The sequence below is a fragment of the Casimicrobium huifangae genome, assembly GCF_009746125.1.
GTDB classification, from domain to species: domain Bacteria; phylum Pseudomonadota; class Gammaproteobacteria; order Burkholderiales; family Casimicrobiaceae; genus Casimicrobium; species Casimicrobium huifangae.
The window spans coordinates 23,244-39,254 of record NZ_CP041352.1; the positions used below are offsets into that span (position 1 = coordinate 23,244).

Annotated in this window: 13 protein-coding genes and 2 pseudogenes; 12 read left to right on the forward strand and 3 right to left on the reverse strand. The window is 62.3% G+C overall.

All coding sequences use genetic code 11. The features are described 5' to 3' along the window. Positions 1–31 precede the first annotated feature (31 nt). On the reverse strand, positions 32–1,498 hold the full coding sequence (locus tag FKL89_RS00120) for an NHL repeat-containing protein (protein WP_156860765.1): 1,467 nt from the start codon (positions 1,496–1,498) through the stop codon (positions 32–34). A 557-nt stretch (positions 1,499–2,055) separates the two neighbouring features. Between FKL89_RS00120 and FKL89_RS00125 the strand changes: the two genes are divergently transcribed. Both FKL89_RS00125 and FKL89_RS00130 read left to right on the forward strand, forming a co-directional pair. Continuing rightward, positions 2,056–4,398 (forward strand): Tex family protein, encoded by a 2,343-nt coding sequence (locus FKL89_RS00125; protein WP_156860766.1) that lies wholly within the window; start codon positions 2,056–2,058, stop codon positions 4,396–4,398. A 138-nt stretch (positions 4,399–4,536) separates the two neighbouring features. Further along, positions 4,537–5,718, forward strand: coding sequence for a TapB family protein (locus FKL89_RS00130; protein WP_156860767.1), 1,182 nt, complete (start codon positions 4,537–4,539; stop codon positions 5,716–5,718). Positions 5,719–5,780: 62 nt separating this feature from the next. Here FKL89_RS00130 and FKL89_RS00135 read toward each other — a convergent pair whose 3' ends face one another. Next, on the reverse strand, positions 5,781–6,101 hold the full coding sequence (locus FKL89_RS00135; RefSeq protein WP_156860768.1) for a hypothetical protein: 321 nt from the start codon (positions 6,099–6,101) through the stop codon (positions 5,781–5,783). Between FKL89_RS00135 and FKL89_RS00140 the strand changes: the two genes are divergently transcribed. Next, positions 6,100–6,282, forward strand: a complete 183-nt coding sequence (locus FKL89_RS00140) for a hypothetical protein (protein WP_156860769.1) — start codon at positions 6,100–6,102, stop codon at positions 6,280–6,282. The genes FKL89_RS00135 and FKL89_RS00140 overlap by 2 nt on opposite strands. On the opposite strand, the gene FKL89_RS00145 is transcribed toward FKL89_RS00140, so the two are convergent. Next, positions 6,279–7,544 carry an MFS transporter gene (locus tag FKL89_RS00145; protein WP_156860770.1) on the reverse strand — a complete coding sequence of 422 codons (1,266 nt, stop codon included), beginning with the start codon at positions 7,542–7,544 and terminating at the stop codon, positions 6,279–6,281. The two genes, FKL89_RS00140 and FKL89_RS00145, sit on opposite strands and share 4 nt — an antisense overlap. 142 nt (positions 7,545–7,686) lie before the next feature. Between FKL89_RS00145 and FKL89_RS00150 the strand changes: the two genes are divergently transcribed. The 9 genes and pseudogenes from FKL89_RS00150 (at position 7,687) to FKL89_RS00185 (ending at position 15,901) form a co-directional block, all read left to right on the forward strand. Beyond that, positions 7,687–9,327 (forward strand): hypothetical protein, encoded by a 1,641-nt coding sequence (locus FKL89_RS00150; RefSeq protein WP_156860771.1) that lies wholly within the window; start codon positions 7,687–7,689, stop codon positions 9,325–9,327. Positions 9,328–9,612: 285 nt separating this feature from the next. Continuing rightward, positions 9,613–11,316: pseudogene (gene mnmG, locus FKL89_RS00155) on the forward strand (tRNA uridine-5-carboxymethylaminomethyl(34) synthesis enzyme MnmG); the annotation flags it as partial. 9 nt (positions 11,317–11,325) lie between these two features. Then, positions 11,326–11,598: pseudogene (gene gidA / locus FKL89_RS20525) on the forward strand (tRNA uridine-5-carboxymethylaminomethyl(34) synthesis enzyme MnmG); the annotation flags it as partial. 61 nt (positions 11,599–11,659) lie between these two features. Beyond that, entirely contained in the window at positions 11,660–12,541 is an 882-nt protein-coding gene (gene rsmG, locus FKL89_RS00160) for a 16S rRNA (guanine(527)-N(7))-methyltransferase RsmG (protein ID WP_238363446.1), read from the forward strand. Between the two features lie 28 nt (positions 12,542–12,569). Continuing rightward, positions 12,570–12,767 carry a hypothetical protein gene (locus FKL89_RS00165; protein WP_156860774.1) on the forward strand — a complete coding sequence of 66 codons (198 nt, stop codon included), beginning with the start codon at positions 12,570–12,572 and terminating at the stop codon, positions 12,765–12,767. Between the two features lie 61 nt (positions 12,768–12,828). Beyond that, entirely contained in the window at positions 12,829–13,467 is a 639-nt protein-coding gene (locus FKL89_RS00170; protein WP_156860775.1) for a LysE family translocator, read from the forward strand. 73 nt (positions 13,468–13,540) lie between these two features. After that, positions 13,541–14,347 (forward strand): ParA family protein, encoded by an 807-nt coding sequence (locus FKL89_RS00175; RefSeq protein ID WP_156860776.1) that lies wholly within the window; start codon positions 13,541–13,543, stop codon positions 14,345–14,347. After that, complete coding sequence (locus tag FKL89_RS00180) at positions 14,344–14,892, forward strand: GNAT family N-acetyltransferase (RefSeq protein ID WP_156860777.1); 549 nt, start codon at positions 14,344–14,346, stop codon at positions 14,890–14,892. The genes FKL89_RS00175 and FKL89_RS00180 overlap by 4 nt, the downstream gene beginning before the upstream one ends. A gap of 112 nt (positions 14,893–15,004) precedes the next feature. Then, positions 15,005–15,901, forward strand: coding sequence for a ParB/RepB/Spo0J family partition protein (locus tag FKL89_RS00185; RefSeq protein WP_156860778.1), 897 nt, complete (start codon positions 15,005–15,007; stop codon positions 15,899–15,901). Positions 15,902–16,011 lie beyond the last annotated feature (110 nt).

The following is a 16,011-nucleotide window of genomic DNA, read 5'->3' on the forward strand; positions in this document are numbered from 1 at the left end:
TCATCCCGCCCTTCCAATCGCGACAGTTGCCTCAAGGTGCCAGCGACATGCCGCACTGGGTGACGAGGTAATCGCGGATCGCGGGCCAGGTGGTGCGGGTGGCATGGGGCGCGAAGGTGATGCTGCCGATGACGGCGTTGCCGGTCAGGCCTAGCGCGACGCGGGCGCCGATCAGCATGTCCGTTGTCGCCAACACTCGGTTGTCGCCGTCAATATCCATCGAACAATTGCGCGCATCAAACGGGCCGCCCTCGTAGCGCGCGAGGCAGAAATCGTTGTTGCTGCCGTTGGAGCAATACCCTGCCACGACGATCTTGCCGTCGGGTTGCAACGCGACGGCGGTGGCGGCGTTATCGCTAGCGCCGATGGGTGAGATCAATTTGCCCGTGGTGTTAAAGCTCATGTCGAGCGAGCCGATGGGGTTGTAGCGGGCGAGGCAGACGTCGTTTTTGGTGCCGTTCGAGCAAAATCCCGCCACGACCAACTTGCCATCGGGTTGCAGTGCGAGGGCTCTGGCGTAGTCGTTGTTGCTGCCTATAGGGGTGACGACTCTGCCGCTGCTGCCGAAGCTCGTGTCGAGCGCGCCGTTGGTACTGAAGCGGGAGATGCAGAAGTCCCATCCGCCGAAAAAGCACTCCCCCGCTATGACGATCCTGCCATCGTGCTGCAGGGCGAGGGCGCGACCGATGTTTGTGCCGCCGCTGAAGACGATGACGGTGCCGCTGCTGCCGAAGGTTGCGTCGAGCACACCATTGGCGTTGTAACGCGCGAGGCAGAAGGTGTCGGAACAAGAACCGGCGACCAGGATTTTGCCGTCGGGTTGCAGCACGAGTGCGCGCGGGATGTCATCGTAGATGCTGAGGTCGGTGAACACGAGGCCTGCGCTGCCAAACGTGGGGTCTAGCTCGCCATTGGTGTTGAAGCGGGCGAGGCAGAAGTCGAGGCCAGTGCCGCCGTGATAGCACTGCGCCACGATCACGAGCTTGCCGTCAGGCTGAATGGCGAGGGCATTGGCGACGTTACCGTTGATGGTGATGAAGGGCGCGGCGATACCGTCAGTGCCGAACGTGGCGTCGAGCACGCCATTGGCGCTGTAGCGGGCAAGGCACGAGTTGGTGATGATGATGAGGCAGGAGCCCGCCACCACGATCTTGCCGTCGGGTTGCACCGCGATGGCGTAAGCGTTGTCGCCGTAGTCGCTGACGAATGTGAGGACCTTGCCGCCGTTGCCGAAGGTGGCGTCGAGCACGCCATTGGCGCTGTAGCGCGCGATGCACAGGTCGACATCGTTGCCATTGGAGCAGCTCCCCGCGACCAGGACTTTGCCGTCGGGTTGCACCGCGAGGGCGTTGGCGGTGGCCTCGCCCGCGCCGATGGCGGTGATGACTTTGCCGGTGCCGGAACCGAATGTGGTGTCAAGATCGCCCGGCGAAGCGTGGGTGGTTAACGAGGCGCAGAGCGCCAGCGCCGCAAGCATTCGACTGAACAGACGAGCCATGAGAATCCCCAATTGAGTTCTTGGCGCGAACGCGACTGTGTCCTGTTGCACAGACGCAGATTGCGCGGCGCTTGCTCTGGAGACTGCGATCACGGTGGGTTGATTCTAGGAGCCTGTCGGGCTTTGGGCGTCGAAAGCGAAAATCGGCCCCAGCGTGGACAGTTTTTGCCGACTTTGCAGCGCTCATAGCGAGGCTATGGGCCAAAAAGGCGGTGAATGGGACCGCTGCGGTCGATTTGCAGCCGACGAGCCAAAGTCCGACAGGCTCCGACGGCGCGATGGGTGCGCTAACGAAGCGTCTTGTTGTCGGCTCGGAGTCTTATGGCAATGGTTTTTCCGCGTAAACGACAGCCGGGCAGTAGTTACGGGCAGATTTATCACTATCTCGACATTGCGATCAATTTTGCTCAAACGACTACAGGTCAGTCGTTTGAGCAAAATAGCTGTTTGTGTCCGCAATCCGTCGATCAATTTTGCTCGCACCCGCCACGTCGACGGATCGTTTCGCCGCGCAGATACACTGCGCGGCTTTGTCAATTTGATCGATTGAATTTCCGATGCCTGAATCCTTGATCGTGCGTCTCGCACGAGACGTTGTTATTGCCCCGAAACAAGCTGAAGCGGCGGTTGCGCTGCTCGATGGTGGCGCGACGGTACCGTTCATTGCGCGCTATCGCAAAGAAGTGACTGATGGACTCGATGATGTCCAGTTGCGCTTTCTGGAAGAGCGTTTGAGTTATCTGCGCGAGCTGGATGAACGGCGCGACGTGGTGTTGGCGACGATCAAAGAGCAGGGCAAGCTGACCGACGAGTTGGCGGTCGCGCTGGATCGTTGTGTGACCAAGCAAGAGATTGAAGATTTGTATTTGCCGTACAAGGTGAAGCGACGCACCAAGGCGCAGATTGCGCGGGAGGCTGGCTTGCAGCCGCTGGCGGATGCGCTCTACACCGACCCGACGCTGACACCGCTCGCAGAGGCGGCGAAGTTCGTCAACACGGTGCCACCCGCCGATGGTGCGGCGGTCGCCTTTGCCGATGCGCAGGCCTGTCTGGATGGCGCGCGCGACATCCTGTCGGAGCAATGGGCGGAGGATGCAACTCTTGTCGGCAAGCTGCGCGAATGGCTGTGGACGAATGGCCTGTTCGAGAGCAAGGTGGCGGAAGGCAAGGAGAAGGACGGCGACAAGTTCCGCGACTACTTCGACTACGCTGAACCGATTGGCAAGGTGCCTTCGCATCGCGCGCTGGCGGTGTTCCGAGGCTGGCTGGCTGAGGTGCTGACGGTGAAGCTGGTGCAGCCCGTGCCGGAGATTGCGCCGGCGCCCGGCACGCTGACCGTGTGCGAGGGCATGGTGGCGAGCCAAGTGCAATGGTCGCATCAGGCTCGTGCGGCGGATGACTGGCTGAAACGGGTGGTGAGCTGGACCTGGAAGGTGAAGCTGGCACCGGCGCTGGAGCGCGACCTGTTCGCCCGCCTGCGCGAGGGTGCGGAGGAGGTGGCGATCAAGGTGTTCGGCGATAACGTGCGTGATCTGCTGCTCGCGGCACCGGCCGGCAACAAGGTGGTGATGGGGCTCGACCCCGGCATTCGCACCGGCGTGAAGGTGGCGGTGGTGGATGCGACCGGCAAGGTGGTCGCTACCAACACGGTGTACCCGCATGAGCCGCGCAAGGACTGGGACGGCTCGCTGCACACGCTGCGCAAGCTGTGTGAGGCACATGGTGTGCAGCTGATTGCAATCGGCAACGGCACGGCAAGTCGTGAAACGGATCAGCTGGCAGCGGATCTGATCAAGCAGTTGGGAGCGGGGGTGACCAAGGTGGTCGTCAGCGAAGCGGGCGCATCGGTGTACTCCGCGAGCGAATACGCATCGCAGGAGTTGCCCGATCTGGATGTCAGTTTGCGTGGCGCGGTGAGCATCGCACGGCGTTTGCAGGACCCGCTCGCCGAGCTGGTGAAGATCGATCCGAAGTCCATCGGTGTGGGTCAGTATCAGCACGACGTGAACCAGTCGCTGCTGGCGAAGAAGCTCGATGCGGTAGTCGAGGACTGCGTGAACTCGGTGGGCGTTGACGTGAATCTTGCCTCGGCGCCGCTGCTGACGCGCGTGGCCGGACTCAGCGCTAGCAACGCGCGCAACATCGTGGCGCATCGCGAACAGCATGGCGCGTTCGGTGATCGCGACGAGATCCGCAAGGTCTCGGGCATCGGGCCGAAGACCTTTGAGCAGTGCGCCGGCTTTTTACGCATTCAGGGCGGTGCCAATCCGCTGGACGCCAGCGCCGTTCACCCCGAGAGCTATGCGCTGGTGCAAAAGATCATTGAGCGCGCGAAGAAGCCGCTATCCGAACTGCTCGGCAACGGCGCCGCATTGAAGGCGGTGCCCGCCAATGCCTTTGTGGCGGATGGCGTTGGTGAAATCACCGTGCGTGACGTGCTCGCCGAGCTCGAAAAGCCGGGCCGCGATCCGCGCCCCGAGTTCAAAGTGGCGCGCTTCAACGAGGGCGTGAACGACATCAAGGATCTGGTCGAGGGCATGATCCTCGAAGGCACGGTGACCAATGTCGCCGCGTTCGGCGCCTTTGTGGATGTCGGCGCGCATCAGGATGGGTTGGTGCACGTCTCGCAGCTTGCCAACAAGTTTGTGAAAGACCCGAAAGACGTGGTCAAGGCCGGGCAGATCGTCAAGGTGAAAGTGGTCGAGGTCGATGTGGCACGCAAGCGCATCGCGTTGACCATGAAGCTCGACGCCGAGGTGCGCCCGCGAGGCGATCACGAGCCACAGCGTCACGGGGCTGGTTCACGTGATCGCGCGTGGCAGGGCGCGCCTCATCGTGGTGCGCCGCGGGCTCCGGATGGCGCAATGGCGGCCGCGTTTGCAGCGCTCAAACGACAGTGAGTCAGCGGTGACCGCAGAAAGTTGACTGGCGTCATTTGTTCTCCGTTTTCGTTTGTTAAGATGAAGTTGATGTCTGGCCGGATCGTCCGGCCAGTTTTTTTGCAAACGAAGGGAGTGGTGGTTGTGAGGGGGTTGCGATTGAATGCAGCGCGCGCGGTTGCGCTGCTGGGGGTGGCTTTTGCCACGGCGGCGTCGGCACAGACGGTGACCGTCGTTGAGTACTACAACAAGACGCTGGACGCGTATTTCATGACGGGGCGTACCCCCGAGCAGTCGGCGCTTGATGGCGTAGCCGACTTCCAGCGGACCGGCATGACCTTCCAGGCGACCGCTACTGCGGCGGCGACGGCTGCACAGACGCGCATCTGCCGTTTCTACATCGCCAACACCAGTCCGTTTACCAGTTCGCATTTTTACGGTCGGCAGGGCGTGGATTGCGAGTCCATCCGCGGCCAGAACATTCCCGGTTTCTCGTGGGAAGACTACGACTTCGCCACGCAGCAACCCACCAGCGGCGTATGTCCGGGCGGCACGACGCCCATTTACCGGGGATTCCGCACGGCGGCCGGCGGCAAGACCTCGAATCATCGCTACAGCGCCAGCCAGGCGACGTATGACGCCGCCGTTGCGACTGGCTATGTGGGTGAGGGGGTGGCGTTTTGCGTGACTGCTGCCACGGCTGCAACGACTACGCCGACACCCAGCGGCGATGCCTGCGGGACGTTCTACTTCCCCGGCAAGCAGATCAGTTACCAGACCACTTCGACGGGTGCGGCCAGCTCGACGTCCACGTTTGTGCGCACTTACGACCCGACCCCGGTGAGCTTCAACGGCCAGACGGCTACGCGCATCGTCGATACACCAAGCACCGGTTCACCGTCATACACCATGATTTCGGACGGCGCGACGTCGTGGAGCGAGCTTGGTGGCCGATCCACCGGGAGTAGCGGTACGCAGGAGACTTACTTCTCGCCGCCGATTGTGTTCCCGAAAACGATGACGGTAGGGCAGTCGATCAGCGTTAACCGCACCGTCACCTTCAACCCGGCGACGCCGACCGGCAACGGCACGCAGACCGGCACCATCGTGCTCACCTCGCGTGAATCGGTCACGGCGCCGGCCGGCACTTACGCCAACGCCTGCAAGTACACGATCAATACGACGACGACTTATCCGATCGGCTCGACGTCCAACACCCGCACGATTGCCTGGGTGGCGCCAGCCGTGGGTATGGTGCGCAGTGAAATCACGGATAGTTCGACCGTATTTGGCTTTACGGTGACGTCCAACTCAACAATCGTGGCGACGGCTGTTCAATAGCGCTTGCTGGACGAGTTAAAAAAGGGCGCACCACGGTGCGCCCTTTTTATTTCCGCTGATGGCTATTTCTTGTTGCCGTCGTGTTTCTGGCGATGGATGCGGCGGCTTTGCTTGTTCTGCTCTTTCTGGATCGCTTTGCGCTCGGCGCGGGTGACCTTGCCGTCAGCGGCGGCGGCTTGCTTCATGCCCTGCACTTTGGCCTGGCCGGCTTCCATGCGTGCGGCTTCGCGTTTGCTGAGCGTGCCGGTGGCCTTGCCCTGCTCAATGCGGGCCTGCTGGTTGGCCTGGCGTTGATCGATGTTCGGTGTCGCGGTCTGCGCGCTGGCGCTGAATGCGACGGCAACGCCGGCAGCGGCGATCAGGGTGCGAAGGGTGATGTTCATGGTGTGCTCCTTTGTGGATGGGGTGGTGACGACTTCGTTTCTGGTCGCGGATCGCCGGTTCGATTGGTTTGGCGCCGCATGCTTCAACAACGCCGTGGCAACGCCCACGTGCACGCTACTGGCCGGGTTTTACATCTGGTTACGCGTGGGCGAGGGCGACGCCGCGTCGGTTTCGCTCTAGGCTTTACGCAATTGGCTGCGAAACTGCGCCATCCAGAAGGCGACGGTGGCGAGCACTCCCACCGCGCACAGGATGGCGAGACCAAGGATGTAGTTGCCGCTGACCGTCCACAAGGCGGCAATGGCTGACGGCGCCAGCGCCCGTGCGATGGCGGTCGGGGTGCCGAGCAGGCCGTTGAGCGACGCTGCCTGCTGTCGCGACACATAGGTGGCCATGGCGGTGGCCTTGACTATGGTGATCATGCCGTTGGCCATGCCATAGAGCAACGCATAAAGGATGGCAACCCAGGGCGACTGCAGGCCCAGCGCCAGCACAAATAGCGCGGTCGGCAGCAGCACCGGAATCCAGCGATTGGCCCAGTGAACGTCGAGATGCTTCTCGGTGAAGTAGAGCAGCAGCCTGCCCGCCACCTGCAGTGCGCCGATGGATGCCGGAATGGCAATCACCCAAGCCTCCGGCAATTGCCGTTCGCGCAGGATGGACACCAGATGCGCGCCCATCGCGGTGGTGATGCCGGAGAACAGCACGAAAAACGCTGCCAGACCCCAGAACGGGAAGTGATGGGTGAATTCGATCAGCCGTTTTGGCGGGGTGTCTGTGGCGTGTGGCACGAACGGTGGTTCGCCGCGCAGCCAGTACAGATGGATCGGCAGGCCGAGCGCCAGATGCAGCGCCGCGAGGGCCAGTGACGCATGACGCCAGCCGAAGGCGGCAATCAGCCAGGCCACCAACGGAATGAACACCGTACTGGCGAGGCCACCGAGGAAGGTGAGGGTGATGATCGCGCGACGATAATCCTCGGGATAGCGGCGGATCAGAATCGAGAACGCAGGCTGATAGAGGCAGCCGGCCATTGCCGCGCCGGCGACCATCCATACCGCGTACAGCTGCCACGCACTTTGCACCCAGGCCAGACTGCCAAAAGCCAGTGCTGCGAGCAGGGAGCCGGCCACCATCACCAGACGACCGCGCCCGTTGTCGATCAGGCGCCCGACGGCAAAGGCGAGCAAACCTTCAACCAGCAGCGCGAGGCTGAAGGCGAGCGAAGCGTCAACACGGGAGAGCCGCAGGTCGCGCTCGAAGTGTTCCAGCAGCAGCGAGAACGCGTAGAACAGCGTGCCCCAGCTCATCAACTGCGCGACCGACAGCCAGAAGACAAAGCCGCGCGGAGGGTGAGCCTCGGGCTGATCCGGGCGGGCGGTGGCTGATGCGGGCGGCGTGATAGGCTCTGGACGCGCCGCCGCGTCGGGCGAATCGGGCATCCGTGGATGTTAGCGGACGTCATTGGCTTTTTGCTGCAACGACGATTCAATAAGGGCTCATAGTCTCTTTGCGGCGATAGTCGACTTTGACAAAAAGTAACCTCCAGGCCCGATGCAGACTGACATACAGAAAAAAGTTGCTTTGCCCCTGAGTTTGCGCGTCTTGTTGGTGGCGGTGCTCGGATTGATGGCCTGGGCCTACTGGCCGGTGACGCGCGGCGACTTCGTGATTGACGACTATGTGTTCATCGCGACGGCGAGGATGGTCGAGGCGCCGTGGGCGGCGTTCTGGCAAAGCCACTTTTATGAGCCGTTCTACTTTCGGCCCATCGGCGTCGTGTCCTGGTGGATCGCGCAGCGGGCCTTTGGTCTCAATTACCTGCCGCATGCGCTGATCAATCTGGTGTTGCACGGCATCAATGTGCTGCTGCTGGTAGTGCTGTTGCGAGCATTGGCCGTGCGCGGCTGGGCCTTGCTGGCTGGTGCCGCCCTGTTTGCGCTGGCGCCATTCAGTCTGGGGCCGGCGCTGTGGCCGTCCAATCGGTTTGACTTGCTGGCGACGGGTTTTTTGCTGTTGCTCGCCAAGCTGGTGTTGGTGACGCTAGTAAGTGCTCGCATGACAATGCCGCTGTTGGCGGCGTTGCTGGTGGCTATCGCCGCCTGCTGGAGCAAGGAGCTGGCTTACCCGGTGGCGACGGCGATGGCGTTCATGGTGCTCGCGGCGCGTTCGGCATCTTGGCGTCGCCGTTGGCTGGTGTTTGCTGCTCTCGGGGTTGCCATTGGGGGAGCCTTCGCGTGGCGTCACCTGATATTGGCCGATGCTTATGCGGTGGTAATGGGTAATCCGCTGCTGGCGATCGGACGAGGTCTCGGTACGTTGGTGCGATTGCTTCCGGGTTTGGCGTCGAGCGCGCTCGGGGGTGAGCGTGGCGTGTTCTGGCTGATTGGGTTGGGTTTGTTGTTGACGCTGGCTGTGGTCGGCGCATTGTTCGCACGGCGCCAGGCGCAGACGGGGTGGGACCGTCGATTGATGGCGGAGGTGCCGCCCTCGTTTGGTGTGCTGGCGGCAGTCACGACTGTGGCGCTGGCTGCGATCATCGTGCAGACACCGTTGGCCCATTTGTCGGCGCCTATCGCTGACGGATCACCGTTCGGGACGATTACCTTTTTGCGTTTCTACTATGCGCCCTGGGCGGGGTGTGTGGTGCTGGCTGCGGTGCTGCTGGCGCGGGCTGCGTGGCCAAGGGCGTTGTCGATGGCGGTGCTGCTGTTCGCGATTGTCTGTGGGGTATGGTTGCGGCCGCTCGGAAAGTCGTTCGCCCAGTGGGTGCACACGGATATCCGGCCATATTCGGTGGCCGCGACAGCGGTTGCGGATCGACCGGCTGGCGGTGAGCCGTGTTTGCTGGTATTTCTCGGTACGCAAACGAAGCATCCGCTGTTTCGCATGTTCTCGGACGTCACCGTCAAAGCGCGGGCGGGCTCCCCGGAGCATGCCTGGCGCTGTTTCGTGATGACCGAAAGCACGCCCTGGCTGTTTGTCTTTCCGCTCGCCACGCCGCTGCCCGAATGGCCGATGCCGAAGATCACCAATCCGGACGGCTCCGCAAAGCCTGACTCAACGTGGAGCACGGTCCGTTATCGCTATCGCTTGCCGCCGGCAGATCTGGCGACGTTGCCGGGGGCCAGATTCTTTGATTGGCGCGACGGACGATTCGTCGAGGTGACTGACGAGGTTCGCCGTGGCGAACGCAAGGTGCCGTCGCGCGATTGGGGTATGTAGGTTTCACGTGGAACAAATTGCGCCATGAGCGCGATTTGGTCTGGCGATCTGAGTCGGTGTCTGGATTGTTCCCGGTCTGATTTGATGGCCAAGGTTGGACACAATCGCTGCGTCGTGTAGGTTTTGCGCCATGAGCGCGATCTGGTCTGGCGATTCTGGCCAAGGCGCGGATCCTTCTTGGCGGCTTTTAGTGTTCGCGGTTCGATGTCTGCGAGCGCGTCGGTAGAATACGTCCTCCTTTCCGGCTCGTGTTTCACGTGAAACATTGGCTGCCCCACTGAATACATGATCTACCCCGACCGTTTTGATGTGATCGTCGTCGGCGGCGGCCACGCCGGTAGCGAGGCCGCGCTGGCGGCCGCACGTGCGGGTGCGAAGACGCTGCTGCTGACGCACAGCATCGAGACGCTTGGCCAGATGAGCTGCAACCCGTCCATCGGGGGCATCGGCAAGGGGCATCTGGTTAAGGAGGTTGACGCGCTGGGCGGCGCGATGGCCATCGCCACTGATGAGGCGGGTATTCAGTTTCGTATCCTGAATGGCTCGAAAGGCCCGGCGGTTCGTGCGACCCGTGCCCAGAATGACCGGGTGATGTATCGCGCGGCGATTCGTCGGCGGATTGAAAACCAGCCCAATCTCACGTTGTTCCAGCAGCCGGTGGACGACGTGCTGACCTCGGGCAACCGGGTGACGGGCGTCAAGACCCAGATGGGGCTGACCTTCGAGAGCGAAACGGTCGTGCTCACGGCGGGGACTTTTCTCTCCGGCTTGATCCACATCGGTCTGCAGAATTACACGGCCGGTCGCGCCGGGGACCCGGCGGCGACGACGCTCGGCGCACGGCTCAAGGAAATGAAGCTGCCGCAGGGTCGGCTGAAGACCGGTACGCCGCCACGCATTGACGGCAAAACCATCGACTACTCCAAGGTGGGCGTGCAGCCCGGCGACGACCCGGCGCCGGTGTTCAGCTTCATCGGTAATCGCGCGATGCATCCGCGTCAGGTGCCTTGCTGGATCACACACACCAACGAGCGCACGCACGACATCATTCGGTCGGGGCTGGATCGCTCGCCGATGTTCACTGGCGTTATCGAGGGCGTTGGGCCGCGCTATTGCCCGAGCATCGAAGACAAGATCCACCGCTTTGCCGACAAAACGAGCCACCAGATTTTCCTGGAGCCGGAAGGGCTGACGACGCAGGAAATCTACCCGGCGGGCGTGTCGACCAGCTTGCCGTTCGATGTCCAGCTCGCGCTGATCCGCTCGATGGTGGGCCTCGAAAACGCCCATATCCTGCGGCCCGGTTACGCCATCGAGTACGACTATTTCGATCCGCGTCAGCTCAAGCAGACGCTGGAGACCAAGTATCTCGACGGCCTGTTCATGGCCGGGCAGATCAATGGCACGACAGGTTACGAAGAGGCGGCGGCGCAGGGGTTGCTGGCTGGCGTCAACGCGGCGCTGAAATCAAAGGGCAAGGACGGTTGGTGTCCGCGCCGTGACGAAGCCTACCTTGGTGTGCTGGTCGACGACCTCATCACGCGCGGCGTGAGTGAGCCGTACCGCATGTTTACTAGTCGCGCCGAATACCGTCTGCAACTGCGGGAAGACAACGCCGATATGCGCTTGACCGAACAGGGCAGGGCGCTGGGGCTGGTCGATGACACCCGCTGGGATGCCTTCAATCGCAAGCGCGACGCTGTTTCACGTGAAACAGAGCGGCTCAAGTCGACTTGGGTGAACCCGTCCATTCTGTCGGCAGCCCGGGCGACCGAGTTGCTCGGTACGACGATTGAGCGCGAGTACAGCCTGTTTGATCTGCTGCGGCGGCCGGGGGTGACGTTTGGTGCGGTGGATTCGCTGCGCTCGGAATTGAATCTGACAGCAAAAAGCGAACAAGCGACGGCAGAGGGCTGGGTTAAAAACCCAACATCCAGCGATGACTCGCGCGGTGCTGGGTTTTCAACCCAGCCTACGAGTCAGGATGAATCCGTCGTGGAACAGGTAGAAGTGGCCGCCAAATACTCCGGCTACATCGAGCGTCAGCAGGACGAAATCGACCGCCAGGCCGCCAATGAAAATCTGCGTTTGCCCGTCGACATCGACTACACCCAAGTGCGCGGCCTGTCGAAAGAGGTGCAGATCAAGCTCACCGCCCAGCGCCCGGAAACGCTAGGGCAGGCGAGTCGCATTTCCGGCATTACGCCCGCAGCGATTTCGCTGCTGCTGGTGCACCTGAAAAAGGGGCGGTTGGCGGAGTTTGTGGCGTGACCGACGCACTCGAAACGCCTCTCCTGCAACGCAGGGGAGGTGCCCGGAACGGGCGGAGGGGTTGGTTGCACGCGTCAACCGTCCGCGCAAGCAACCCCACCGTCGCTACGCGAAACCTCCCCTACGCGGTAGGAGAGGCATTCGTACAAATCGCCGCATGAACAACAACAAAACCGGCCACCGCCCCGCAGTGAAGCCCGGTATCAACCCACAAGGACAAGGCATGACCACTTCTGCCGGGCTCAGGCCCGTGATCGACCGACCGCTCAAACCGGGGCGTGAGCAGATCGAATTCACTCCAGGGCTGCGCGCCGAACTGCGCGCCAAGCTCGACGCCGGCCTCGCCGAAATGCATCTCAAGGCCAGCGACAAGCAGAAAAATCAACTCATCGAATCACTCGCCTTTCTGTCGGAATGGAACGCGGTGATCAACCTCACCGCCATCCGTGAGCCGCATGCGATGCTCGTGCAGCACGTTTTGGATTCGCTTTCGGTGTTGCACTTCATCCCGAAAGAGGCCACCACGCTGCTCGACGTCGGCTCCGGCGGCGGCTTCCCGGCGCTGCCGATTGCCGTGATGCGGCCCGATCTCGAGGTGGTCAGCGTCGATGCCGTGCGCAAAAAGACCGACTATGTGAACAAGGCCGCGGAAGCGCTGGGCATCGGCAATCTGTCCGCCGTGCACAGCCGTGTGGAAGAGCACCCGGTGACCTACGACGTGGTGATCTGCCGCGCCTACGCCTCGCTCAAGGATTTTGTGACCTCGGCGCAGGGTTGCGTCTCCCCCGAGGAAGATGCCCTCGTGCTCGCCATGAAAGGCAAATTCCCCGACGATGAAGTCGCCGAACTCGCCGGAACTGGTTGGGTTGTCGACAGGAAGCGGGCGCTCACTGTCCCGTTTCTTGAGGCGGAGCGATGCTTGCTGTGGCTCGAGCGCGCTTGAGCGCATTCGAGCCAAGGACGACTGACCAATGACGAATGACGCAAAGCTTCAAAGACATCGGCGCACCGAATGGTTTGGTTTGGTGTCCCAGTATGTGCTCGCCAGCTGTTTCATCACCGGCGCGGCGCTCGTAGCGTTCATGGGTAAGCTCTATGCGGCTGCGGCGCTGCTCGCGCTCGCGGCTCTCATCGTTTTGCGTCTGAAGCGCGGGCGAGTTAATCGATGAATAACGTGCCCTCCGCTCGTCATTCGTCATTGGTCATTCGTCCTGCGCGCGGAGCGCGCCCATGACCGGCATCAACGACCTCCCCTCGCTAGTCATCGCCACGCTGATCTTCCTGGCGATTCCCGGCCCCGGCACGATCAAGCTGTTCACCTCGATGGCGGAGAAGAACGGCGGGCCGAAGGCGGGATTCTTCGCGACGCTTGGGCTGATGGCGGGCGATGCGGTGTGGATGGTGCTGGCGCTGTCGGGCGTCGCGGCGCTGGCGGCGGCGTACCCGCGCGCGTTTGACCTGCTGCGTTACGCAGGCGCGGCGTACCTGGCGTGGATCGGCTTCACGCTGATCCGCAACGCGAAGCAGACGCTGGGCGAAGGCAAGGTGGCGACGGGTGCCGGTCGTGGCCCGTGGCAGTGGTTTCGCGAAGCGATGCTGGTCACGTTGTCGAACCCGAAAACGATTGGCTTTTACGTTGCCTTCTTTCCGCTGTTCATCGACCAGACCACGTTCGACGGCGCGGCCACCTACGCCCGCATCATGGCCGTGGTGCTGGCGCTGGTGTTCGGCTACTGCATGTGGCTGGTCGCCGCAGCGCAACTCGCAAAGCGCGTGTTTGCCCGCTACCCCGGCGCGGGCGCATGGCTCAAGCGGCTGGCGGGCGTGGCGCTGATCGGGTTCAGCGTGAAATTTGCTTTGCAGAAATGAGCATCGAACGTAGGGCGGGCATTGCCCGCCGTCGTACACATGGCGGGCAATGCCCGCCCTACGGAAAACAATAATGATCAGAACCATCGCAATCGCCAACCAGAAAGGCGGCGTCGGCAAGACGACCACCGCCGTCAATCTTGCCGCTTCGCTTGCCGCGCAGAACCGTCGTGTGCTGTTGATCGACGTCGATCCGCAGGGCAATGCGACGATGGGTTCGGGCGTGAACAAAAACGCGCTGGAGCAGAGTGTTTACACCGTGCTGCTCGGCGAGGTCGGTTTGCTTGATGCGCGCATCAAGGCGCAGGGCGGGTTTGATCTGATCCCGGCCAATCGCGAGCTCGCGGGCGCGGAGATCGAGATGGTGTCGATGCCCGACCGCGAGACCAAGCTCAAAGACGCAATTCACACGCTGAAGGCTGCCATCGCCGCTGTTGCCGAGGAATACGACTACATCCTGATCGATTGCCCGCCGACGCTGAACCTGCTCACGCTCAACGCGCTGTGCGCTGCCGACAGCGTGCTGATTCCGATGCAATGCGAGTATTACGCGCTCGAAGGCCTGAGTGATCTCGTCGGCACCTTGCGCAAGATGCAGCAGCACCTGAATCCCACGCTCGAAATCGAGGGCCTGCTGCGCACGATGTACGACGCGCGCATGAGCCTGTCGCAACAGGTCGCCGCGCAGCTGGAGCAGCACTTCGGCAACAAGCTTTTCGCGACCATCATCCCGCGCAATGTGCGCCTCGCCGAAGCGCCGTCGCACGGCCTGCCCGCGCTGCTGCTCGACAAGGCAAGCAAGGGCGCGCAGGCCTACATGCAGCTCGCGGCGGAGCTGGTGGCGAAGCATGAAAATACGCAGGAGGCATCGCCCGCATGACGCCGCCGCAGCACACGCTCACGACCGCGCGACTGTCGCTGCACGACCTCGTCAGCGAGGCGGACTACCGCGCCTGTTACGCGATGGATTGTGATCCGATGGTGGTGCGCTACGTCGGCACCGGCGAGGCCGAGAAGCGGCCCTTCGAGGAATATCGCGACTTCATGCGTGGCCGTCTGGCGCTGTGGACGAGCGAGCGCTTTCACATGTGGGCGATGTGCCTGCACGGCAGTGATGAATTTCTCGGCTGGGCGATCCTGAAACCAATTCGCGACACGTCGCATGTTGAAGTCGGCTATCGCATGCCGCAATCGAGCTGGGGCAAAGGCTACGCGACTGAGGCCACGCGCGCCGTGCTCGACTATGGTTTCAACGTCGTCGGTCTCGACGAAATCACCGCCGTTACCCACCCCGACAACGCCGCCTCGCAGCATGTGCTGACCAAATGCGGCCTCAAGCGTGACGGCACCCTCAACTACAACGGCGGCGGCGAGATTCCGTTCTTCCGATTGCCGCGAAGCGACTACGAAAAACTTTTAACGTAGCCCGGATGCTTGCATCCGGGTTCCCGCGAACCCAACGCGAAGCGCAGATGGCGTCTTCACCAACGCACGATCCCCGGATGCAAGCATCCGGGCTACATGACAGAGAACAACTATGGCAGTGAAACTCAAAGGCCTCGGCCGCGGACTCGACGCACTCCTGATGCCGGAGCCGACCAGGGTGGATGCGCCGGCGGCGGGCGTGACTTCGCTCAAGGTCGCCGACATGATCGCCGGCAAATACCAGCCGCGCCGCCGCTTTGATGATGCGTCGCTCGCCGAGCTGTCGGCGTCGATCAAGGCGCAGGGCATCATGCAGCCCATCGTCGTAAGAAAAACAGTGTCCGGCAAACACGAAATCATCGCCGGCGAACGCCGCTTCCGCGCGGCGCAACTGGCGGGCCTCGCCGAAGTGCCGGTGATCGTCAAGGAAGTCGACGACAAGACGGCGCTCACGCTCGCGCTGATCGAAAACCTGCAACGTCAGGACCTGAACGCGATTGAAGAAGCGCATGGCCTGCAGCGTCTCATCGCCGAGTTCAGCTTCACGCATGAGCAGGCCGCCGAAGCGGTGGGCAAATCACGCAGCGCGGTGTCGAACCTGCTGCGCCTGCTGGAGCTTGCCGCTCCCGTGCAGGATCGCGTCATCGCCGGCACGCTCGAAATGGGCCACGCCCGCGCACTCGCCACGCTGCCGAAAGACAAGCAAGTGATGCTCGCCGAAAAGATCGCCATCAACGATCTCTCGGTGCGTGCGACCGAAGCGCTGGTGAAGGAAGAGAGCAGTGCGACCGGCAAGCGCCCCGGTGTGCCAACCGCCAAAAGCAAGCAGGGCAAACTTGATCTGCCCGCCACGCGCGACCCGGATCTGGATCGCCTGGAAACTGAGCTCGCCGACGCGCTGGGCACTTATGTTTCCATCGTGCATCAGTCCGGTGGACAAGGCGAACTGGTGATCCGCTACGCCAGTCTCGATCAGCTTGATGGACTCATCGCGCGCATGAAGCGCTGATCAGCTCCACCTTCTGGTGTGTCGATTGCTTTTGTTTTACGGGTGGCTCTGCGGTCGCTTCGTCACGCTGATGTGATTGATTTGGCGGCGTTGAGCTGCTAATAATCGTT